This window comes from Anoxybacillus sp. ST4 (assembly GCF_019448545.1).
In the GTDB taxonomy this organism is placed as follows: domain Bacteria; phylum Bacillota; class Bacilli; order Bacillales; family Anoxybacillaceae; genus Anoxybacillus; species Anoxybacillus pushchinoensis.
Map to the genome: position 1 here is coordinate 25,094 of NZ_JAHZOE010000018.1, position 23,171 is coordinate 48,264.

Consider the following 23,171-nt stretch of genomic DNA (forward strand, 5'->3'; position numbering starts at 1 on the left):
AGCTGACGTTCATGTCTAGTTTGTATGAAAAGCAGAGGCATCGCTATCCCTTGTACGTTTTAATTAGTATTACGCTCGTATTACTTATTATTGTCACATATTTTCAATGGATCATTGGGATAGTTGTTGCTGTGCTCCTTGGACCAACGTTATTTCATGTGTTCCGATCGTATAAAGTTGCCCAAGAAGAAATTGAAGATTACATTTCCACCCTTTCGTATCGTATTAAAAAGGTTGGAGAAGAAGCGTTAATGGGCATGCCGATTGGCATTATGCTCATTAACGAGGAGTTAGAAATTGAGTGGACAAACACGTTTCTATGCTCTTGTTTTGGAGTCGATACGTTAGTTGGGCAATCGTTATATGATGTCGCTGAACAACTCGTTCCTCTTATGAAAAAAGAGGCAACGGAAGAAGCAATTACGTTACACGATCGAACGTTTAAAGTGATCATTCGCCCCGAAGAGCGCTTACTTTACTTTTTCGATATTACCGAGCAGGCTCAATTGGAGAGAAGATATGAACAAGAAAAGATTGTGCTAGGTGTCATCTTGCTTGATAATTATGACGATGTGACGCAAGGAATGGACGATCAAACGAAAAGTCAACTGAATAGCCAAGTGACGTCAATTTTAAATAGATGGGCAAGCGAATATGGGTTATTTTTAAAACGCACGTCATCTGATCGCTTTGTCGCCGTGTTAAATGAACATATTTTACAACAACTTGAGAAAAACAAATTTTCTATTTTAGATGAAGTGCGTGAACAAACAGCTAAAAATCATGTACCACTCACGTTAAGTATCGGGATTGGAACAAATTCGCCGTCCTTGCCAGAGCTAGGCGCATTGGCACAATCTAGTTTAGATTTAGCGCTTGGGCGTGGCGGTGACCAAGTAGCCATTAAACAACCGAACGGAAAAGTGAAATTTTATGGCGGGAAAACGAACCCTATGGAAAAACGTACAAGAGTTCGGGCGCGCGTCATTTCACACGCGTTAAAAGAGCTTATTTTAGAAAGCGAACAAGTATTTATTATGGGACATAAGTATCCTGACATGGATGCGATTGGAGCTGCGATCGGCATTTTAAAAGTCGCCCAAATGAACGAAAAAGAAGGGTTTATTATTATTGATACGAACCGAATAGATTCTGGTGTGCAACGACTGCTTGACGAAGTGAAAAAGCAAACGGAGCTTTGGTCGCGCTTTATTTCTCCTGAACAAGCATTAGAGTTGGCGACAGACGATACGTTACTCGTTGTCGTTGATACGCATAAACCTTCACTTGTCATTGAAGAGCGGCTATTGCTTCGTTTAGATCGGGTTGTCGTTATTGATCACCACCGTCGTGGTGAGGAGTTTATTAAAGATCCAATACTCGTTTACATGGAACCATATGCTTCATCAACGTCAGAGTTAGTGACGGAATTGTTAGAATATCAGCCGAAACGTTCGAAGTTGTCGATGCTTGAAGCGACCGCTTTATTAGCAGGCATTGTTGTTGATACGAAAAGTTTTACGTTGCGTACAGGATCGCGAACGTTCGATGCCGCTTCATATTTGCGAGCGCAAGGGGCTGATACGACGCTCGTTCAAAAGTTGTTAAAAGAAAATATTGAGCATTACATGAAGCGTGCTAAAATTATTGAGAACGCTATCATTGATGAACATGGTTTTGCTATTGCGAAAGGAAACGCCAATGAAGCATACGATCCCGTTTTAATTGCGCAAGCGGCGGACACGCTATTATCTTTACACGGCGTTGTCGCTTCGTTTGTCATTTCAAAACGAAACGATCAAACTATAGGGATTAGTGCCCGTTCATTGGGAGATGTGAATGTTCAAATCATTATGGAGAAGCTTGATGGCGGAGGCCATTTAACGAACGCTGCAACTCAGCTCACTAACGTAACGATTGATGAAGCTGAGAAACGATTGAGAGCAGCGATTCAAGAATATATTGAAGGGGGTAAACAATCATGAAAGTGATTTTCTTAAAAGACGTTAAAGGGAAAGGAAAAAAAGGTGAAGTTAAAAATGTTGCTGACGGTTACGCACAAAACTTTTTATTTAAGCAAGGGCTTGCTATCGAAGCAACACCAGCTAATTTAAAAGCGTTAGAAGCTCAAAAAAATAAACAAAAGAAAGAAGCTGAAGAAGAACTAGCTCGCGCCAAGCAACTAAAGGAAAAAATGGATACGTTAACAGTTGAATTGTTTGCGAAAGCTGGTGAGGGTGGACGATTATTCGGTTCAATTACAAGTAAACAAATTGCTGAGGCGCTTCAGCAACAACATCATATTAAAATCGATAAGCGCAAAATTGAACTTGACGATGCGATTCGGGCGCTTGGATATACAAATGTGCCAGTGAAACTTCATCCGGAAGTAACTGCAACATTAAAAGTGCATGTGCAAGAACAAAAGTGATGAAATGTGATTTTATGCCGGATTTTTTCCGTGCATATAATCACATTTTTCTTATGAGAAAGGATGGTGAGTAACATGGACGACGTATTTGCTGATCGACTTCCCCCACAAAATATTGAAGCTGAACAGGCTGTACTCGGGGCGATTTTATTAGAGCCATCCGCGCTCACAACCGCTTCAGAAATATTAATCCCTGAAGATTTTTATCGGGCGGCTCATCAAAAAATTTTCCGGACGATGTTGCAATTATCCGATCGCGGTGAGCCGGTTGATTTAGTGACAGTCACATCAGAGCTAGCAGATGCAAATGCGCTTGAGGAAGTGGGCGGTGTTTCATATTTAACAGAGCTTGCGAATGCTGTTCCAACAGCAGCAAACGTGCAATATTATGCGAAAATTGTTGAAGAGAAATCCATTTTGCGCCGTTTAATTCGCACGGCTACATCGATTGCCCAAGACGGCTATACGCGCGAAGATGAAGTAGAGGATGTATTAAATGAAGCTGAAAGAAAAATTTTAGAGGTCTCCCAACGAAAAAATACGACGGGATTTCAAAATATAAAAGATGTACTTGTTCAAGCATATGATAACATTGAAATGCTCCACAACCGAAAAGGCGAAATTACCGGTATTCCAACCGGCTTTATTGAGCTTGATCGTATGACAGCAGGATTTCAACGGAGCGACTTTATTATTGTCGCTGCTCGCCCGTCTGTCGGGAAAACGGCATTTGCATTAAATATTGCCCAAAATGTAGCGACGCGTACAGGGGAAAACGTGGCCATTTTCAGCTTGGAAATGGGGGCTCAACAACTCGTTATGCGTATGCTTTGTGCGGAGGGCAACATTAACGCTCAAAATTTACGGACGGGCAAATTGACACCGGAAGATTGGGGAAAGTTGACGATGGCAATGGGAAGCCTTTCGAATGCAGGTATTTTTATTGATGACACCCCGAACATTCGCGTCAGTGAAATTCGCGCCAAATGCCGTCGTTTAAAGCAAGAGCAGGGGCTTGGTATGGTACTCATCGACTATTTGCAACTTATTCAAGGAAGTGGACGAAATCGTGAAAATCGCCAACAGGAAGTATCGGAAATTTCCCGCTCGCTAAAAGCGCTAGCACGTGAATTAGACGTTCCTGTCATTGCCTTATCTCAGCTTTCTCGTAGTGTAGAGCAGCGTCAAGATAAGCGACCGATGATGTCGGATTTGCGTGAATCGGGAAGTATTGAACAAGATGCTGATATTGTCGCCTTTTTATACCGCGATGATTATTACGACAAAGAATCGGAGAATAAAAATATTATCGAAATTATTATCGCAAAACAACGGAACGGTCCTGTTGGCACGGTGCAGCTTGCTTTTGTGAAAGAATACAATAAGTTTGTCAACTTAGAGCGCCGCTTCGATGATGCAAATGTTCCACCTGTCGCTTAATTTATACGAATAAAAAATGTTGATATTGATATAAATGTTCGGTTTTTTATTGATTTTTGGCAGTTGATTTGGTACACTTACTTTGTTTGGAATTGATGAAGCGGAGGTGCTCGCTATGTCTTCAGTTGTTGTTGTCGGAACACAATGGGGCGATGAGGGAAAAGGAAAAATTACGGATTTTTTGTCACAACATGCGGAAGTCATTGCACGATATCAAGGTGGAAATAACGCCGGACATACAATTGTATTTAACGGTGAAAAGTATAAATTACATTTAATTCCTTCAGGCATTTTTTATAAAGATAAAATTTGCGTCATTGGAAACGGAATGGTTGTTGACCCGAAAGCTCTCGTGCAAGAATTAGCTTATTTACATGAGCGCGGAGTGAGTACGGAAAATTTACGCATTAGCAATCGTGCACACGTCATTTTGCCTTATCATTTGAAACTTGATGAAGTGGAAGAAGAACGAAAAGGGGCTAACAAAATTGGAACGACGAAAAAAGGAATTGGCCCGGCCTACATGGATAAGGCAGCCCGTGTTGGCATTCGCATTGCAGATTTACTCGATCGTGAAGTATTTGCGGAAAAATTAGCACGCAATTTAGCAGAGAAAAATATTCTTTTTGAAAAAGTATACGGTGTTGAAGGATTTAAATTAGAGCATATTCTCGATGAGTATTATGAGTATGGACAACAAATCGCAAAATATGTTTGCGATACATCTGTCGTATTAAACGATGCACTTGATGAAGGGCGCCGTGTTCTATTTGAAGGTGCACAAGGGGTTATGCTCGATATTGACCAAGGAACATATCCGTTTGTTACGTCATCAAACCCGGTTGCTGGTGGGGTGACAATTGGCGCTGGTGTTGGTCCGACAAAGATAAAACACGTTGTTGGTGTCGCGAAAGCATATACAACACGTGTAGGCGATGGTCCATTTCCAACCGAGTTGAACAATGAAATTGGTGATCGCATTCGTGAAGTAGGTCGTGAGTATGGGACAACGACAGGACGCCCACGCCGCGTTGGTTGGTTCGATAGCGTTGTTGTTCGGCATGCGCGTCGAGTAAGTGGCATTACAGATTTATCATTAAATTCGATCGACGTATTAACAGGTATTGAAACATTAAAAATTTGCGTTGCTTATCGCTACAAAGGGCAAATCATCGAAGAGTTTCCGGCTAGCTTAAAAGTATTAGCAGAATGTGAACCTGTGTACGAAGAACTGCCAGGATGGACAGAGGATATTACTGGCGTCAAAAGCTTAGATGAACTACCAGCTAATGCGCGCCATTATGTTGAGCGCATCTCGCAATTAACAGGCATTCCGCTTTCCATTTTCTCTGTCGGCCCGGATCGTTCTCAAACGAATGTTGTTCGCAATGTGTATGCATAACTAAAAAAACGTCGATGGACAATTCATCGACGTTTTTTTATTAAAAACTATTGCTTTATGACTATTTTTATAATAAAATAATTTATGTCTTTTGAGATGCGGTTCCGTGGTGTAGGGGTTAACATGCCTGCCTGTCACGCAGGAGATCGCGGGTTCGAATCCCGTCGGAACCGCCATTTTTTATTTGCATAGGTGTACCGCTCGACCAGCATCTTGAGTAAGCAAACGGAGAGCGGGACGAAGGACGTTGTTTTAAGCGGAATAGTATGGTGGAGAAAGTCGTTTATATGGCTCGGTAGCTCAGTCGGTAGAGCAAAGGACTGAAAATCCTTGTGTCGGCGGTTCGATTCCGTCCCGAGCCACTTGGAAGCATAGATACATATATGTGTCTATGCTTTTTTATTTTATAATGATGACATGATACACTATAAGTAAATATTCCTTTTGGGGGAGTGAATACAGATGGAGAAAAAAATTTTAGTTGTAGACGATGAAAAACCAATTGCTGATATTTTGCAATTTAATTTAAAAAAAGAAGGATATGACGTATATTGTGCATATGATGGTGTCGAAGCGTTGCAAAAAGTAGAAGACGTACAACCAGACTTAATTTTATTGGATATTATGCTACCACAGAAAGATGGAATGGAAGTATGTAGAGAAATTCGAAAAAAATACGATATGCCCATTATTATGTTGACAGCAAAAGATTCTGAAATCGATAAAGTGCTCGGGTTAGAGCTTGGCGCTGACGATTATGTAACGAAGCCATTCAGCACACGTGAGCTATTGGCGCGCGTGAAGGCGAATTTACGACGTCATCAACAAAAACAAGAACAAGATCCAAAAGAAATGAGCGAAATCAAAATCGGTTCGCTTACCATTCATCCGGACGCCTATACTGTATCCAAACGAGGAGAACAAATTGAATTAACTCATCGCGAATTTGAACTGCTTCATTACTTGGCGAAACATATCGGTCAAGTCATGACGAGAGAACATTTATTGCAAACAGTATGGGGGTACGATTACTTTGGCGATGTGCGCACCGTTGATGTAACCGTCAGACGTTTGCGTGAAAAAATTGAAGACAATCCTTCGCACCCAACATGGATTGTTACAAGACGCGGGGTAGGGTATTATTTACGAAATCCGGAACAGGAGTAACAGCATGAAAAAAGTAAGTATATTTCAATCGATTCACGTCAAATTTGCCCTAATTTACATTTTGCTTATTTTAATTGCTATGCAAATTATCGGAGCTTATTTCGTTCGCCAGCTGGAAGCTCAGCTTGTTGAAAACTTCAAAAACTCATTAAATGAACGGGTTATTTTACTTGCCTATAACATTGAACAAGAAATGAATAAAGAACGAGATAAAAAAAGTCCTACACTCGAAGAGGAAATTCGTTCGATTTTACAAGATTTCGTCTCACAAGATATTTCTGAAGTACGGGTCATTGATAATAAAAGTAAAGTATTAGGCACATCGAATCCATACAATCAAAATATCGTTGGGAAACGAACAACAGACTTGCTTATTAAACGAACGCTAGTGGCAGGGGAAATGGCAGAAAAAATGCTTGTCGATCCGAAAACGGGACATCGGATGTACATTTCCTCTACACCTATTAAAGTAAAAAATGAAATTAAGGGCGCGATTTATGTCATCGCGTCAATGGAAAATGTTTTCGCACAAATGAGGCAAATTAACAACATTTTAGCGACAGGAACAGGGATTGCTTTAGTCATTACGGCATTGTTAGGCATCTTGTTAGCGCAGACAATTACACGTCCTATTTCAGATATGCGTAAACAGGCGTTAGCGATGGCGAAAGGTAACTTTTCACGAAAAGTAAAAGTGTACGGATATGACGAAATTGGACAACTTGCTCTCAGCTTTAATAACTTAACGAAAAAGTTACAAGAAGCGCAAGCAACGACAGAAGGTGAACGACGTAAATTAGAGTCTGTTTTGACACATATGACAGATGGTGTCATTGCGACTGATCGGAAAGGGAGAATTATTTTAATTAACGATGCAGCGCTAAACATTTTGAATGTTTCACGTGAAACAGTCATTTCTGCTCCGATTGTGACGATATTAGGTTTGGATGAACAATATACGTTTGAAACGTTGATTGAAGAGCGGGAAACGTTAATTTTAGACTTTAGCACAGAAGAAGAAATGTATATTTTACGTGCCTCTTTATCTGTCATTCAAAAAGAAAAAGGGTTTGTAAATGGGCTCATCGTCGTGCTACATGATATTACGGAGCACGAAAAAATTGATCGCGACCGTAGGGAGTTTGTTGCAAATGTTTCGCATGAATTGCGCACGCCATTAACAACGATGCGCAGTTATTTAGAGGCGCTTGCTGACGGCGCTTGGCGCGATGAAGAAATTGCCCCACGATTTATTGAAGTGACCCAAAACGAGACGGAACGAATGATTCGCCTTGTGAATGATTTATTACAACTTTCTAAGCTCGACAGCAAAGACTATAAATTGAAAAAAACACGTGTGCATTTCATTCCTTACTTCCATAAGGTAATTGACCGATTTGAATTAACGAAAAAAGAGAACGTTTCATTTGTTCGTAACTTTCCAGATGAAAAAATTATTGTTCATATGGATGAAGATAAAATTACCCAAGTGCTTGATAATATTATTTCGAATGCCCTTAAATACTCGCCACAAGGTGGCACAATTACGTTCCGCGTTGAAAAACTAGAAAACGACATTCAAGTAAGCGTGAAAGATGAAGGAGTAGGTATTCCGAAAGCAGACTTATCAAAAATTTTCGAGCGCTTTTATCGTGTTGATAAGGCGCGTTCACGTAAGCTCGGTGGCACAGGATTAGGTTTGGCTATCGCAAAAGAAGTTGTCGTGGCGCACGGTGGGCGTATTTGGGCAGAAAGTCAAGAGCGAAAAGGGACAACGATTTACTTTACTTTGCCGATTGAACAACAGAAAAAAGGATGAAAGCGATGAAATACGAAACGATCAAGTCGATTGTATTGACGATTCTTGTATGTACGAGCGTTTTTTTAACTTGGAGTTTATGGACGTATCAGCCAAAATATGACTTCATTGAAAACGCAAAGTACATTCAAAACGTTCCTGTCAGCAACGTCGCTGTTGATTATGGCACAGTTATTCAGCCGCGTTATGTTTTTATTCATAAAGGTACACAACATTATGGAATGACGCAGCACTCGGATATTTATAAGTTGATGAAGGAAATGAAAAATTGGACATTTGATCACTTTGAAAATATATCAGGATCTATAGGAAGAGAACAGTTTCTCTCTTTTATACATGGGAAAGGGAAAATAGAGATCATTTATCCAGATGATATACCGATTGAAATATACCGAACTATTTTCCAAATTGAAGATCAAGACGTGGAAAAGGTGCGTTTTGATCGTGTCGTCATTCCAATGAATGAAAATGAAGAAGAGATAAACGTGTATTTCGTTTCTGCAAATGAAAAACGAATATATAAAGCAGTCGTTCAAAATGCATCCATCGAACACGTAAAACAAACGTATTATGATCGTGCAGATCGCTATACGCCTTTTTTATCGTATGACATTAGTGAAACAAAATCTTTATTTTTACCTGCTCGTCCGCTCGTGTTGAACCGATTGCAGTACTATATGGATGAATTAAGTACAGATCGTTTTAAAGATGCCTTGTTTACAGATCCAAGCTTTGTCAAAAAAGATGTACTTGCTTTTGGAGAGGAATATACAGACGGATCGCGTTTAATGGATGTCGATTTATCTAAAAAGTTATTGCTGTATGTCAATCCTGCGGCTCGCGGTGAGGTAAAAACGTCAGATCCAACCATTTTGCAAAAGAGCATTGATTTTGTGAACGATCACGGTGGATGGACAGATACGTATTATTTTGACCGATTCGATGAAGAAGATAGAAAAGTGACGTTTCGTTTGTTTGCCAATGGGCACCCTGTATTTAATCGTTACGGAATGGCGGAAATCATACAAATATGGGGAGAAAATGAGATTATGAATTACCAAAGGCCGCTATTTACATTGGCAATTCCTGACCGCGTTAGCTTGCCCATTACACTTTCGTCCGGGTATGAAGTCGTTGATCAATTAAAAAAGCAAAAAAATGTTCAGCATGAGTTTATCGATGACATTACAATCGGTTACGAACTCGTTCGCGATACAGAACGGGAAAATATCGTTATGCTAGAACCGGCTTGGTACTGTTTATACAACGGCACATGGCGAAAAATCGTGATGACGACAGATGAACGAAGAGGGGATATCATTGGATTGGAGTAAAACGAAAACTATTTTTATTATTACGTTCCTCATTCTTGATATATTTTTAGGCTATCAATTTATTCAGAAAAAAAATAGCAGTCAGCTCGATGTCATTTTAGAAGCGACGATTGAGGAGCAACTTGAAGCCGATGGTATTACATATGTCGATTTACCAAAAGAAATAACAAAGGCGACATATGTGAGTGGGAAAAGTAAAACATTTACGGAAGAAGAGATAAGGAGATTGCCTAATCAACAAGTTGAAACCGCAAATGAAACGGTGCTACAAGCCCATTTTATTAAACCGATTCTCCTACAAGACCCAAAAGATGGCTATCGGTTAACGGAATTTTTAAAGCAAAATATAATTGCCGGCGATCAATATACGTTTTGGAAGTACGACGAAGATTTACAAGCAATGATCTACTTTCAACAATATGATGGGAAGACGATTTATAAAAATGTAAGTAGCATGCTAATTATTTACGTGAACGACCAAAATGAAATGGTCGGTTATGAACAAACATTGCTCATTGATCTAGAAAAGGATGAGAAAAAACAAGAGATTTTACCGGCCATTAAAGCGTTAGAGACGCTGTACAAACGAAATTACTTAAAGCCTGGGGATCGAGTGACGAAAATCGACCTTGGTTACTATGCGCTCGTTCAATTTACTGCTTCACAAGTATTAACGCCGACGTGGCGTGTTGTTGTGAACGGGAAAACGGATTATTATGTAAATGCATTTGAAGGACAAGTCATTAGTGACGAAAATAAAGTGTTGGAGTGAATGAGATGAGGTTTAGCGTCCTAGCAAGTGGCAGTACCGGAAACGCTTTTTACGTGGAAACGGAACGCGAACGATTGCTCGTTGATGCAGGGTTAAGCGGCAAACAGTTAGAACAATTGTTTGCTCATATTCATCGCAATATTCAAGATGTAACCGGTGTTTTAGTGACACATGAACATAGCGATCATATTAAAGGACTAGGGGTCATTGCTCGCAAATATCGCCTCCCGATTTACGCGAATGAAAAAACGTGGAAAGCAATGGACGGATTGATTGGCGACATCCCTATTGAACAAAAATTTATTTTTCCTACTGGTACAGTTCGTACGTTTGGCGATATGGATGTGGAGTCGTTTGGCGTGTCGCACGATGCGGCTGAGCCGATGTTTTACGTGTTTCATTATGGCGGAAAGAAACTAGTGTTGATTACAGATACAGGATATGTGAGCGATCGGATGAAAGGTGTCATTCGCCATGCCGATGTATTTGTGTTTGAAAGCAACCACGACGTGGATATGTTACGGATGGGAAAATATCCGTGGCATATTAAACGTCGCATTTTAAGCGATGTAGGACATGTGTCAAATGAAGATGCTGGCTTTGCCTTAGCGGATGTCATTGGCGATCAAACAAAGCGCATTTATTTGGCCCACTTAAGCCAAGATAACAATATGAAAGAATTAGCGCGCATGACAGTTGCTCAGACGCTTGAAAGAAAAGGGGTGATCGTAGGAGAATCATTTCAACTTTATGATACGGATCCGGCTCGCCCAACGGAGCTTATTTCTGTATAAATTTCACCGTTTTTTCACCAATATACTGTATGTATATCATTAGATTAGATAGTTAGGAAAAAAGAGTATTATAATGGAAAAGGGAGCAACATGTTATAAAGAAAGGACGGGTGAAAGATGGGGTATTATGATGATCATTATGAACATATTCGTCAAAAACAAAAAGGAAATCGTAGAGGAACGTTTTTAGCAGGATTAGTCGGCGCTGTTTTAGGGGGAATGCTTGTCATCGTGGCTATTCCTTCATTAGTGAAATGGGACGTGCTTCCTTATCATGTCGAACAAACGGAAGAAAAACAGAAAACGGTGACGGAGCAGCCAACAACCGAAAAAACTATAGCGGTAAATGTTGAGACGCAAGTGACGAAAGCAGTTAATAAAGTGTCTGATGCAGTGGTAGGGATCGTAAACATTCAAGAAGCAAGTTTTTGGTCGGAAGGCGGCGAAGCAGGAACAGGATCAGGTGTCGTTTACAAAAAAGAAGGGAATAAAGCATATATTGTGACGAATCACCACGTTGTTGAAGGTGCTAGTCGCATTGAAGTGAGTTTAAGCGATGGAACAAAAGTGCCAGCACGTTTGCTTGGCAGCGATATATGGACGGATTTAGCTGTATTGGAGATTGATGCGAAACACGTAACCAACATAGCTGAATTTGGTAACTCGGATGTCGTGAAGGTTGGTGAACCAGTTATTGCAGTTGGGAACCCGCTTGGTTTACAATTTGCAGGTTCAGTGACGCAAGGAATTATTTCTGGGGTAAACCGTACGATTCCGATCGATATTGATCGCGATGGCATTCCAGATTGGCATGCCGAAGTATTACAAACAGATGCTGCTATCAACCCGGGCAACAGCGGAGGGGCGCTTGTTAACATTGAAGGTCAAGTGATCGGAATTAACTCCATGAAAATTGCCCAAGAAGCGGTTGAAGGGATCGGATTATCGATTCCAATCAATTACGCCAAGCCTATTATTGCTGACTTAGAAAAATTCGGACAAGTTCGTCGTCCGTACATGGGAGTGGAACTTCGCTCATTAAGTGACATCCCGGCATACCATTGGCAACAGACGCTTCACTTGCCAGCTAACGTGAAAGAAGGCGTCGCTATTTTGCAAGTTGTACCAGGATCACCAGCAGCGCAAGCTGGATTGCGTGAATTCGATGTGATCGTAGAGTTAGATGACGAAAACATTCCAGATGTGATCGCTTTAAGAAAACATTTATACAATCGCAAGCAAATCGGTGATACGATGAAAGTCACATTTTATCGCGATGGTAAAAAACAAACGGTTACGCTAAAACTAGCAAAACAATCGTTATAAAGAAACGGCAGGGAGATCCCTGTCGTTTCACTCTTCAATAAGGAGGGGTGAATGTGTGGAAATGTTGTGCACAACATGTTGAGCTTGCGATTGATATGTATGTAGATGAAAAACAACGAGCACCAGAAATATTAACAATTTCTGTGGATAAAAAAGAGGAAATATGTGATTTTTGTGAACAAAAAGCAATATATGTAGTAGGGAACTAATGTTTTTACACAATATGTGGATTGTACTTGTGGATATGTGGATAAACCTTGTGGATATCATGTTTGTAAAGTGGGGATCACTTGTGAATATATACATCATTGCTGTGGGTAAGTTGAAAGAAAAATATTTAAAGCAAGGGATAGAAGAGTATGTGAAGCGACTATCGTCATACGCGAAAATAGACATCATCGAAGTAGCTGATGAGAAAGCGCCAGAACAGCTGAGTGAGCAACAAATGCAACTCGTGAAAAGAAAGGAAGGTGAGCGCATTTTAACAAAAATAACAGAAGACATGTATGTGATCGCCTTAGCGATTGATGGAAAAATGATGTCTTCGGAACAATTTGCCCAAACGCTCGATCGATTGGCGACATACGGAAACAGTAAAATTGCCTTTGTAATCGGCGGTTCGCTCGGCTTAAGCGATGACGTCATGAAACGAGCAAACGAATCGCTTTCATTTTCCAAAATGACGTTCCCACATCAGCTTATGCGCCTCATTTTAACGGAGCAAATTTATCGCGCCTTCCGCATTAATCGCGGGGAACCGTATCATAAGTAGAGGCAAAAATTTTTGGAGATATGGAGGAAGATAGTTCTCATTCATATTATCTGTGGATAAATCATGTTCTGTTTCTTGATTGTTGTACAGATGGTGGATAAGTATAAATGATTTTGATTTGTGTATATCGCGAAAATCAAATTCTAATTCTACCTTGTCAACAATTCGTTTCCTATCTGACAGGGGGACAAGAGTAATCTTCTTAATTAATAGGTGTAGAAGATGCTTTTTCTGTTCCCTTGTCGCTACTTTATAAACGTCAACAAATTTTGCAAGCAGCTCTCTGACTGGTTCAGGAGAAATTTTTTTTGTTTCCGCTTGCTGTAGCCCATTCTGCATTTCATATATTTTTTGTTCGATAGCTGCTTTCTCCTTTGCGATAATATCAAGCCGTTCCTGTAGCATAGAAATAGGGAAAAGGTTCTTTTCAAATGCATTAAAGTATTTTTCTTGTAGTTCTGTCAATTCTTGAAGCATGCCATTTAGTTTATCTAACTCATAAAGCAATGTATCTTGATTTTCTTCGGCCGTTCGATTAATGCTGAGAATTTTTTGATTGAAAAGGTCGTTGTTTTGTAAAAATTGTTCTATCAGTTGAAACACAATCTCCTCGGCTTCATTTGCTTTGATGGAGTTGGCTTTGCAAGCAACAGAGCCTTTGTTATGAAAAGAGCCGCAGACATAGTAACGATGGCGTCTTTTTGTGCCATCTTTACGGGTATAAGTCGTAATACTTGGCACCATCCCTTGTCCACAGGAAGGGCATTTTAATAATCCGCTCAATAAGAAAGGTTCGTGCGATTGACGCTGTTTAAATGATTTACTTTTTCTTCTCTCTTGAACAACATCCCATAGGGCAGTGTTTATAATTGGCTCATGGCAACCATCAGCAATTATAGGATTGGGGTTTGTCCCTTTCTTCTTTTTTCGTCCCAATTTTCAACCTTAAGCCAGGATATCTTGCCAACGTACAAAGGATTATCAAGGATTGTGGCAATGGTATTTATAGAAAAATGTTTTCCTCTTTTTGTACGATAGCCTAACTTCCTGAATCCGTGATGGATTGACATCGACTTTGACTTTTTTGCTGGTTTTATGGATGCGTGATCCACCATTCCCTTTTTATGTTTAAAACAGATGTCATCTTCACTCTCAGAAATGAAATAAATATCTTTTTTAGGTATATAAACCAAAGAAAAAACAAAAAAGGACAGAGGGTTAGGATGAGTACAGAATTACGAACAATTGTTCGTTATACTCCTTCTCTCCATTTTATGTAAATGTTCAGAAGGGGCTCGCTATAGCCACTCCTTCGCGTCAACTTCATCCATAGCTGCCGCGATCGGCGAACGAGTCGTCCTGCCATCGTGATCACCGTCTGAATGATCGTCTTGATGCGGCGGCGTTTCACTTTATGATGTAATGGATGTCTCGGATCGCTTAATAGATCTTGTCCAATCAGACGAAGAAGGTTGTACACGAATGCTCCCATGACTAACACGAGCGCATTCGTTTTCATCTTCCCTGATGGAAGTCGCTCTAAATCTAAGTCGCTTTTCAGTTCGCTATGAAACTGTTCGCATGTCGCATGATCGTGATACAATGCGAGCACATCACTCATTCGAACATGCTCGTATCCTTCGAGGCGCACCCAGTAGCTTTCGACTTCGTAATTAGGAACGAGCATCAGCTGTCCATTTCGTTCCATCGTTCGTTCCGTCACTTGGGTGACTTGAACGTACGTATACGTGTGTCCATCGATTGCTGCGGTCTGTGGAAGGCATAACTCATACGTTTGTACTCCTTCGGTTTGTCCATCATCGATGCGTCTGCCCTTTTGCGAAGCGATCTGGAACCAAAGCGCTTTCGATTCTCGGCGTAAGTTTCGCTTGATGACAAAGTCCACGTATGCACATTCGCTTCCGCATCGTTTCCTGCATCCATGCGGACAAGCAGACGAGACGAGGTCAGCGGACGAGCTCGACGGATGGCGGTAGTTAAAAACGAAGGCATGTTGTCTTGTACATGTTGTTTCCCTGGACGCAGCTCGGCATGAACGATATACCCTTCCTTCCCTGCGTACGCAAACAACGGTGTAAAACCGTCAAATCCTTTATACGTTCGACTCACTCCTTCTTTCTTCGTATCGGAGTTGTCAAATGGGGAAGCATCTATATCAAGGGGAAGCCATGTCGTTTTCCCTTTCGCCCAACAAGGGGACAAGGTAGCGTGTTGTCGAACCAACAGACGCATCGATTCCTCCCAAATGATGGTTTCGGTCATCGGAAGACAAGCGAGCTGATCGAGACGCTGTCGCAACGTTGGGGAGGAAGGTACGTGCCGAATGCCCATTGATGTCGAAAAGATATCGTCCTGACGATACGCTTCGATATGATCAAAATCCGTTTTTCCTGTGGCAAGCAAGCCGATCATCGAGCGAATGACGTCGCTATGGGAAATGTGCACATCTCGACGAACCGTTGGGAGCCGAAGGGCGTTTACTCGTTTATCCAGCTTCGTTTGGTGCAGTAAGTAGCCCACGAGAGCAAGCCCAGCACTTGGAGTAATCGCTTCATCTGTCAATACAAACCGAATCGGGAAATCTTTCATCGCATTCACCTACTTGATGAAGAGTCGTCAACGTCGTTTTCCCTTATCGTATCAACGGTTTGCATCCATTGTAAAGATGTTTTGTCACGGATTCAGGTAACTTATTTAGATGGTTTGCAATGGCTCTTAAGCCTTTGCCATTCGCGTATTCCCGAAAGATAAGACGGACAATTTCTGCTTCTTTTTCGTTTACGATTAGCTTCTTTTCTACAGAGTCATAGCCAAGGACGAGTCCGCCATTCCAGCCGCCCTCCACGGCTTTTTGCTTCATTCCCAATTTGACGTTTTCACTTAATGTGTTGCGTTCCATTTCCGCAATGCCTGCCATAATCTGAAGAACAAGCTTCCCTATAGGAGTTGATGTATCAAAGTGTTCAGAGTAAGAAATAAATTGAACATTATGCTCCTCAAATTTTCTTAATAGAAGCAAGGTGTCATAAAGACTTCTTGAAAGGCGAGAGATTTTCCATACCAGCACGGCATCAAATTGTTTTCGACTTAAGTCGGTGAGTAAACGTTGCAACTGTGGTCGTTTTTCGATTGATTTTCCGCTGATTCCTTCATCTACATATTCGTTTACAATTTCCCATCCATGTAGTTGTGCATATTGCCGCAAAGTATTGAGTTGCGCAGATATGCTAAAACCTTCGACTGCCTGTTCTTCAGTCGAAACTCTGCAATAAAGACAAACCTTTTTAATTTCCTTCAATTGTTGACAAACCTCCTTTTCATCCATCATCATAAGATGAAAAAGCAAAAAAGGAAAGGGGGTCCCTTTCCTTTTAGGTCAAGCTGTGACAAGATTGGTTAGGTCATTAACGTTAAAATAGTATTCAATTTTTTTAATTTTTCTGCCTTTTGCATTCTTTGATGGATACACTTGTATCTCTTTTATAAGCGTCCTTAAAAGTTCCTTCTTTTGGGTATCATCAAGTTGATTAAAGAAGGATTCAAAGTTATTAAGAATATTTTTGACGACAAGAGCTATATTTAAATTGGTTTTATAATTAATATCGTCTTCTAATGATGATGTATAAAATTTTGTGTAAAGCATTTTACTAGACCAAAAGAAAAAAGGTAGGGTATTCTCTGATTTGGACAAAAACACATTCCAGAGAAAGGAGAACCCTACCTATGTCTAAAAGTATACCGAATGTAGACTGGGCAAATCAACTGGAAAGTGTGATTCGTCAGTTTGTAAAGGAAAAATTAGAACTGATCATGCGGGAAGAAATGAAAAATTTCCTCGAAATCGAACAGGCCGGAACATCGAATATGAGAAACGGCTACTATCAACGAAATCTAGATACGCAATATGGCCGAATTGAAGGCCTTTTGGTCCCAAGAGATCGAAATGGGGAATTTCAAACGCAGCTGTTTGCCCCTTACCAACGTCATACTGGTTGGCTCGAGGAAGCCGTCATCAAAATGTATCAAAGTGGCATGAGTACGAGGGAATTTGGCAAGTTTATCGAACGAATTTTAGGAAATGCCTATTCTCCAACGACAATCAGTCGTATTACCGATGTCGTGAAGGAAGACATCGAGAAATGGCACAATCGTCCTCTACATCAGCGTTATTCGGTTTTATATTTGGATGGTTTATACGTAAAACTTCGTCGCGAAACCGTGGAGAAAGAAGTCATTTATGTGGTGTTAGGGGTGAACGAAGAAGGATATCGCGAAATTCTTGATTTCTTTGTGGGAGGACAAGAAAGTGGCTATGTATGGCAAGAAATTCTTCAAAACCTCTACCAAAGAGGCGTCAAGGAAGTGCTTCTGGGCGTATTCGATGGTCTTCCGGGGCTGGAGGAAGCTTTTCGCTCGGTTTATCCGAAAGCCGATGTGCAGCGTTGTGTCGTTCACAAAGTACGTAATACCTTACATCGTGTTCGGAAAAAAGATCAATTTGAAGTGGCAGAGGATCTCAAACTGATTTATCGCGCACCGAATAAGGAGATAGCGTTACAGATGTTTCAACAGTTTGAGTCGAAATGGTCCAGCAAGTACCCGAGAGAAGTTCAATCTTGGGCCAATGAGTTGGATGTCCTCCTTACATTTATGGATTATCCAAGCAGTATTCGAAGTGTGATTTACACGACGAATGCCATCGAACGAACGATCAAGGAGATTCGGAAACGCCTAAAGCCGATGAACAGTTTGAGCAGTTTAGAAGCCGCTGAAAAAGTCGTGTATTTGACCATTCAAGATTTTAATGAGAAATGGGCAGGGCGAAAGTTACGAGGATTTGCCGAAGCGCATGAAGCCCTTCAACGAATGTTTGAAGAACGTTATTGTTAACCAAATATTGTAAATAAACAAAATAAGGGGATTCTCCCTTTCCACACAAGAGACTGAATATTCAGTCTCTTGTGTGGAGGAAATATCCCCCTCTATTCTAAATCCATTTCAGAGATACCCTACCCCATTTACATTACACAAAATTCTTGACGGTACCCCCCAAACACCCAAAATAAGGTATTGCAATAAAATATTGCAAACCTCTACTTTTATTTTATAAAAAATTATTATATTGTCAATATTATATTAAATTTTTAATAATTGAAAATTTCTGTTTATAAGTTATAATAAGTATAGAATAGAAATTTATTCTATCATTTAGCTTGAAAATACCGTTAAAATCATTCATTCAATCCTATTCACTATATCTTCTAGTTCGTGACGACATTACTAAGGATTGAACTGTTACTTCAAATAACCGTGTTCTCAGTAAATTTGTTCTATGAAAGAGTATCATTTTTCACTGTTGTTCAAACTTTAAATTAGAGTGATAACATAATTGTCATTCGCTGCAAAGCATATACTGTTCTTGCGCGACAAACATGTTCAATAAATTAAAATAAATTAAAATAAATTATTTTAACTTAATTTAATATATTTACTGAGGAGGAATATACATGAACTTTACTTTCTTAGAAATTGATCATGTTCAAGTTGCTGCTCCTAAAGGTTGTGAAGAAAAAGCACGTGAGTTTTACGGAAAAATTTTAGGAATGAAAGAGATCCCAAAACCTGAGAACTTACAAAAGCGAGGTGGAGTATGGTTTCAATGTGGGAGTCATCAGCTACATATTGGTGTACAAGATGATTTTCAACCTGCTAAAAAAGCACACCCAGCCTTTCATGTAAAAAATCTTGCTGTATTGCGTGACCACTTAATTGAGAAGGGGATTGCAGTAAAGGAAGATGAACCGCTAGAAGGAGCAAATCGTTTTTATGCCAATGATCCTTTTGGCAACAGACTCGAATTTTTAGAGTGGATTAAATAATAACTGTACTTGAGCAAATTAAGCACCACGTCGCTAATGATAGGATATACAAAACTTCCTAATAACGAAATAAGAAACAAAGAAAATGAAATAATAACCATTTTATTACTTTTCAATTCTCTTCGCTTATTACAATAAAAAGCTCCTAAGCATATAGAACTTAGGAGCTTCCTGCATTTTTATACAATTCCTCCATAACGATATCTTCCAAGGACCTCGCTGTTAAAGACTATACGATATGCTCCCTCTTCGTCACCTAGCTTCTTTGCTAGGTCAGTAGCCATTCTTTTAATAAGAAGGTCATTTTGTGCGAGTTTTTTCATTTTGATGGTGTTGCAAAACTAGAGTAAAAACTCGAAGTTATGCATAAGGATACAACATAACACATGCAGTAAATATCGATGAAATCCATACCATCGAGGCTGTTCCACCCCGTCACTTTTTAACTCATTAAATACCCGTTCAATCTCGCGGCGAAGCCCAAACAGCCATTGGCCAAATCTTGTTTTCAAAAAGACAGAAAGAACCCGACCATAGGCATCTTTCCGTTCCACACTATTGCGGCGGTTGATGGGGGAAAGAAATAAGATTCCTGCTTGTTCGGCAGTTTGTCGAACCTTTTCACTGTCGTATGCGGCATCGCCTAATACCAACTCAATATCCCACTGCTGTAAAGAAACCAGCAGCTCTGGCGCCACTGCCGCATCCTTCCGATTCGCTGTGGTCAATGTAAATTAGCACATTATTTCAGAATCCCTTTTTCAAATTATTTCAGGCGGATTCGGAAATAATGTGCAAAATTTTTGCGGATTGTTCCGGATTTTGCACATTCTTTCGGAACGTTTGCACGCTCTTTCAGATGAAGATTTCCAGCGCGCCTGATGGACCTATGGAAAAGAGAAAGCACAAAAGAGGCCGATTCGGCCCCTTTCGTGCTAATACCCCATTTCCTCTGCGGCCATGCGCACCATTTCTTCGTCAATGACGTCCTTTTTCAGCTGATACCCGTATAACAGGCACGTCGTGGCCAACGTGTTGATCACCCGAGGCCATCCCCGCGACTGCAGGGCAATCGCCTCTAACGCCGATGGGGTGAAGATCGGATGCTTCGCCCCGGCCTGTTTCATCCGATGCTTGATGTAGCCCGCCACCTCTTCCTTCTCCAGCGGCCCCATCCGGTATCGCATGATGATCCGCTGGTCGAGAGGGCGGTGCTGATTGAGCCGCAGCTTCCCCTGTAAATGGGGCAGCCCGGCCAAAATCAAGACAAATGGGTTGGTCGAATCCATCTCAAAGTTGAACAAGATCGCGATGTCCTGTAAAAATGCATCCTTCGCTAAATGCATCTCGTCCAAAATGAACACCGGCGTGATCCGCCGTTCATGATACAATCGCTCGATCGCCTGCTGGATTTGGCGGAAGAGGTCTACCTTGCGGTACTTCGGTTCCTCTCCTAATCCCAAGGCCAAACCACGGTAAAAATCCATCACGCCTCCGGTGGATAACGGAAAGTAGACGACATGATACAATGATGGATTCAATGATTCTTTCAGCGCCCGAAGGGCGAACGTCTTGCCCGCCCCCGGCTCTCCGATCAACAGCCCGATCCCCCGGGTTCGTTTCACGTACTCCAGCGCCCGCAACGCTTCCTGAAACGGCGCCCCTTTATACGCCTCGGACGGGTCTGTTTCTTTCGCAAACGGCTCCCGCGAAAGGAAGTAAAACGATTTATACACCGTGTTCTCCCTCCTTCGCCGGAATCGCCGCAAACGGGGACCGATGGCGTTTTACATAGGCGTTGTCCTCCAAACGAATCCGAACGGCCTCCGCCACCTTCCTTCCATCTTCGTACACATAGACGCCCCGTTCGTCATAGCGGAGTTCAATCGATTGCCCAATGAACCGGGGCGGCACTTCATACAGCTGCTTGTTCAAGGTGATCGTTCCATCGGCTTTGACCTTGCGGTGCTCCCGCTTCAGAAAAATCGCATCCAGCCAATCGCTATCTTCGATGAACGACACGAGATGCACTTGCGATTGAAACACCTCATGCGGCGTTTTTCCGTCCAGCGAGGCGTGCGGTTTTCGATGATACTCCTCTTCAAGCCACCTCCAAAAGCGCTCGTTCAGCTCTTCGAGCGACTTCGGGGGATCCAACTCCAGTAGCGGATAAAACCGCGTCTGTACGGTGCGGAAGAACCGTTCGATTTTCCCTTTGCTTTGCGGGTCATACGGCTGGGTGTGGATGAGCGTAATTCCCATCTCGGCGCACGCATACTGCAGCACCTCGGATCGATAAATTTTCCCGTTGTCCGAGTAAATGCGCTTCGGCTTCCCGCAACGAAGCACCGCTTCCTTCGTGACGATCCGCAGCCCGTCAAACTTCTCCGAAGGGAAAAACTGCGCGTACGGCACAAACCGCGAGCAGTCATCGATATAGGCGATCAAAAACGTTTTCTGGGCTTTCCCATTGACTCGAATCGTTGGTCCATGGGATAAGTCCCCTTGCCAAAGCTCATTGATCTGGTCATACGCAAAGCGCTTTCGCTCCGGCATGGGCAAGATTTCTTTCCCGACAAGGTTGTGTTTTTTCAACAATCGGTATATAGTAAAGTAAGAGGTATGATTTTCTGGGATTTCCCCCTGCTCGATCAGGTGTTCGTAGAACACCGTCACGGGCATGGTGGGATGTTCTTTTCTTAGGGCTAAAATATGATCCTCATCATCGGGCGACAGACGCCTTGAGTGGCCGCGGTCCGAACGGCGCTTCGGCTTTAAGGCGTCAAAGCCCCCTTTTTTGTATCGGGTGCACCAATCGAGGATCGTCTTGGCTGCGATTCGTTTGTCGCCCTGGTGGGGAACATGGTGCACTCGCTCGCTCACCTCTTTCAGATACGTCTTCGGTTCCACCTGCCCATTCACCAACGGAGCGATTAGCCCGTACCGAAACATGCCAGAGCGCCAAATCGGCACACAACCGCTGAAGCGACTGACAGGCGAGCGATCCGTCTCCCCAAGCACATAGCGTCAGAAAGGCTTCCGCTGTTAATGAACGCTGCCGCTGAATGAATCCGACTTTCCGTGCCAGACGGGTCAGTTCTTCAGAGGAGAAGAGTTGACGAATCGTTTTTATCCATGCCTTTATCTTTTTTGCCATCAAAAAACAATCCTTTCCAACGATGATTTTCGTTAGAAAGGATACCATGTTTTTGGCGCTGAAAAAAGATCAAATTCTTAACTTGATGGCTATGGGGATTCTCCCTTTCCATACAGGAGACTGAATATTCAGTCTCCTGTGTGGAGAAAATCAGTCCCCTATCAATTCAAATCCATTTCAGAGAAACCCTACCCCATTTACATTACACAAAATTCTTGACGGTACCAATGAAACGCTTAGTTAAAGCCAATAAAGTTAAAAAAGTTACATTAGATTGTTCTCAATTCTTTTTAGATAAGGAAACAATTTACGAAAAAAGCAGGGTTAGCAATAATGAGTTGCCTTATTTTGCTCCTATATTTGATGTGCCTCAACAATATATTGTTGTCGATGGGAATAAGCGGATTATGGCAAAACTAAAAAACGGGCAACGCACATTTACTGGCTATGCATTTACTCCACAGCAAGTGATAGAGTCTTTTTTCTTTGAGTTAGATGGTTGGTTTTACCGCTTGTTGGCGGAGATGAGTGTTTTTTCTAAAATGATTTTCTTTAAAATTCCCTATAGTGAGATTAAAAAACTCTCAATTATAAATTTCCAAAATAATTGAGATGAGGAGATTTTTCCCCTCATCTCTGTATATGCATTAGTAAAGACTATATTTTCAATTTTTATTGTGTTAATTTTTTGCCTCTTGCAATGTTTGTCAAGGCCGATTATTTTTTCCCCAAAATCGCCGGTTTAAAATTCCCCAGAAGGACCTCATTGATCCTTCTGTTTTTCTTCTTGGAGCCTCTTTTCCCGTAATCGATAGCTTTCCCCCTTTAGGTTGAAAATGATGGAATGATGCAGTAAT

20 protein-coding genes, 2 tRNA genes and 3 pseudogenes are annotated in these 23,171 nt (G+C 41.4%); 17 read left to right on the top strand and 8 right to left on the bottom strand.

The window, feature by feature from the left end:
* Positions 1 to 11: 11 nt before the first annotated feature.
* The 14 genes from K1I44_RS11115 (at position 12) to rlmH (ending at position 13,257) form a co-directional block, all read left to right on the top strand.
* Positions 12 to 1,985 (top strand): DHH family phosphoesterase, encoded by a 1,974-nt coding sequence (locus tag K1I44_RS11115; RefSeq protein ID WP_003397566.1) that lies wholly within the window; start codon positions 12 to 14, stop codon positions 1,983 to 1,985.
* Entirely contained in the window at positions 1,982 to 2,431 is a 450-nt protein-coding gene (gene rplI / locus K1I44_RS11120; RefSeq protein WP_003397565.1) for a 50S ribosomal protein L9, read from the top strand. Before K1I44_RS11115 ends, rplI begins: the two co-directional genes overlap by 4 nt.
* A 75-nt stretch (positions 2,432 to 2,506) precedes the next feature.
* A complete protein-coding gene (gene dnaB, locus K1I44_RS11125) occupies positions 2,507 to 3,871 on the top strand; it encodes a replicative DNA helicase (RefSeq protein WP_003397564.1) in 1,365 nt (454 codons plus the stop codon).
* A 115-nt stretch (positions 3,872 to 3,986) separates the two neighbouring features.
* The gene (locus tag K1I44_RS11130; protein WP_003397563.1) at positions 3,987 to 5,273 is read left to right on the top strand and encodes an adenylosuccinate synthase; all 1,287 of its coding nucleotides are present in this window, start codon (positions 3,987 to 3,989) and stop codon (positions 5,271 to 5,273) included.
* Between the two features lie 100 nt (positions 5,274 to 5,373).
* Positions 5,374 to 5,449: transfer RNA gene (locus K1I44_RS11135), tRNA-Asp, on the top strand.
* A 113-nt stretch (positions 5,450 to 5,562) separates the two neighbouring features.
* Positions 5,563 to 5,635, top strand: a tRNA-Phe gene (locus K1I44_RS11140).
* 100 nt (positions 5,636 to 5,735) lie between these two features.
* Positions 5,736 to 6,440 (top strand): response regulator YycF, encoded by a 705-nt coding sequence (yycF, locus tag K1I44_RS11145; RefSeq protein ID WP_003397562.1) that lies wholly within the window; start codon positions 5,736 to 5,738, stop codon positions 6,438 to 6,440.
* Positions 6,441 to 6,444: 4 nt separating this feature from the next.
* Positions 6,445 to 8,259, top strand: coding sequence for a cell wall metabolism sensor histidine kinase WalK (gene walK, locus K1I44_RS11150; protein ID WP_003397561.1), 1,815 nt, complete (start codon positions 6,445 to 6,447; stop codon positions 8,257 to 8,259).
* Positions 8,260 to 8,264: 5 nt separating this feature from the next.
* Positions 8,265 to 9,593 carry a YycH family regulatory protein gene (locus K1I44_RS11155; RefSeq protein ID WP_219986160.1) on the top strand — a complete coding sequence of 443 codons (1,329 nt, stop codon included), beginning with the start codon at positions 8,265 to 8,267 and terminating at the stop codon, positions 9,591 to 9,593.
* A complete protein-coding gene (locus K1I44_RS11160) occupies positions 9,580 to 10,365 on the top strand; it encodes a two-component system regulatory protein YycI (RefSeq protein ID WP_219986161.1) in 786 nt (261 codons plus the stop codon). The genes K1I44_RS11155 and K1I44_RS11160 overlap by 14 nt, the downstream gene beginning before the upstream one ends.
* 5 nt (positions 10,366 to 10,370) lie before the next feature.
* Positions 10,371 to 11,159, top strand: coding sequence for an MBL fold metallo-hydrolase (locus K1I44_RS11165; protein ID WP_003397556.1), 789 nt, complete (start codon positions 10,371 to 10,373; stop codon positions 11,157 to 11,159).
* A gap of 117 nt (positions 11,160 to 11,276) precedes the next feature.
* Positions 11,277 to 12,485: a S1C family serine protease gene (locus K1I44_RS11170; protein WP_003397554.1), complete on the top strand. Its 1,209-nt coding sequence runs from the start codon at positions 11,277 to 11,279 to the stop codon at positions 12,483 to 12,485.
* 53 nt (positions 12,486 to 12,538) lie between these two features.
* Positions 12,539 to 12,694: a CxxH/CxxC protein gene (locus tag K1I44_RS11175; protein WP_003397553.1), complete on the top strand. Its 156-nt coding sequence runs from the start codon at positions 12,539 to 12,541 to the stop codon at positions 12,692 to 12,694.
* Positions 12,695 to 12,777: 83 nt separating this feature from the next.
* Positions 12,778 to 13,257: a 23S rRNA (pseudouridine(1915)-N(3))-methyltransferase RlmH gene (gene rlmH, locus K1I44_RS11180; RefSeq protein ID WP_003397552.1), complete on the top strand. Its 480-nt coding sequence runs from the start codon at positions 12,778 to 12,780 to the stop codon at positions 13,255 to 13,257.
* On the opposite strand, the gene K1I44_RS11185 is transcribed toward rlmH, so the two are convergent.
* The 4 genes and pseudogenes from K1I44_RS11185 to K1I44_RS11195 form a co-directional block, all read right to left on the bottom strand.
* Positions 13,198 to 14,193, bottom strand: coding sequence for a recombinase zinc beta ribbon domain-containing protein (locus K1I44_RS11185; protein ID WP_255573386.1), 996 nt, complete (start codon positions 14,191 to 14,193; stop codon positions 13,198 to 13,200). The genes rlmH and K1I44_RS11185 overlap by 60 nt on opposite strands.
* Entirely contained in the window at positions 14,151 to 14,372 is a 222-nt protein-coding gene (locus tag K1I44_RS15405; RefSeq protein WP_370627994.1) for a recombinase family protein, read from the bottom strand. Before K1I44_RS15405 ends, K1I44_RS11185 begins: the two co-directional genes overlap by 43 nt.
* A 137-nt stretch (positions 14,373 to 14,509) precedes the next feature.
* A pseudogene (locus K1I44_RS11190) lies at positions 14,510 to 15,867 on the bottom strand (IS1380 family transposase).
* Between the two features lie 43 nt (positions 15,868 to 15,910).
* Entirely contained in the window at positions 15,911 to 16,576 is a 666-nt protein-coding gene (locus K1I44_RS11195; RefSeq protein WP_219986162.1) for a recombinase family protein, read from the bottom strand.
* A 425-nt stretch (positions 16,577 to 17,001) separates the two neighbouring features.
* Here K1I44_RS11195 and K1I44_RS11200 point away from each other — a divergent pair, with 425 nt between their 5' ends.
* Together K1I44_RS11200 and K1I44_RS11205 are read left to right on the top strand one after the other, a co-directional pair.
* Entirely contained in the window at positions 17,002 to 18,168 is a 1,167-nt protein-coding gene (locus tag K1I44_RS11200; RefSeq protein WP_003397546.1) for an IS256 family transposase, read from the top strand.
* A 617-nt stretch (positions 18,169 to 18,785) separates the two neighbouring features.
* Positions 18,786 to 19,157 (top strand): VOC family protein, encoded by a 372-nt coding sequence (locus K1I44_RS11205; protein ID WP_003397545.1) that lies wholly within the window; start codon positions 18,786 to 18,788, stop codon positions 19,155 to 19,157.
* A 341-nt stretch (positions 19,158 to 19,498) separates the two neighbouring features.
* Here K1I44_RS11205 and K1I44_RS11210 read toward each other — a convergent pair.
* From K1I44_RS11210 to K1I44_RS11220, 3 genes and pseudogenes are all read right to left on the bottom strand, one after another.
* Positions 19,499 to 19,885 (bottom strand): annotated as a pseudogene (locus K1I44_RS11210) (transposase); the annotation flags it as partial.
* Positions 19,886 to 20,092: 207 nt separating this feature from the next.
* Positions 20,093 to 20,893 carry an ExeA family protein gene (locus tag K1I44_RS11215; protein ID WP_003397543.1) on the bottom strand — a complete coding sequence of 267 codons (801 nt, stop codon included), beginning with the start codon at positions 20,891 to 20,893 and terminating at the stop codon, positions 20,093 to 20,095.
* Entirely contained in the window at positions 20,886 to 22,109 is a 1,224-nt protein-coding gene (locus tag K1I44_RS11220) for an IS481 family transposase (protein ID WP_003397542.1), read from the bottom strand. The genes K1I44_RS11215 and K1I44_RS11220 overlap by 8 nt, the downstream gene beginning before the upstream one ends.
* Positions 22,110 to 22,541: 432 nt before the next feature.
* Here K1I44_RS11220 and K1I44_RS11225 point away from each other — a divergent pair, with 432 nt between their 5' ends.
* Positions 22,542 to 22,925, top strand: a complete 384-nt coding sequence (locus K1I44_RS11225) for a hypothetical protein (RefSeq protein ID WP_128682684.1) — start codon at positions 22,542 to 22,544, stop codon at positions 22,923 to 22,925.
* A gap of 152 nt (positions 22,926 to 23,077) precedes the next feature.
* Here K1I44_RS11225 and K1I44_RS11230 read toward each other — a convergent pair.
* A pseudogene (locus K1I44_RS11230) lies at positions 23,078 to 23,171 on the bottom strand (ATP-binding protein); the annotation flags it as partial.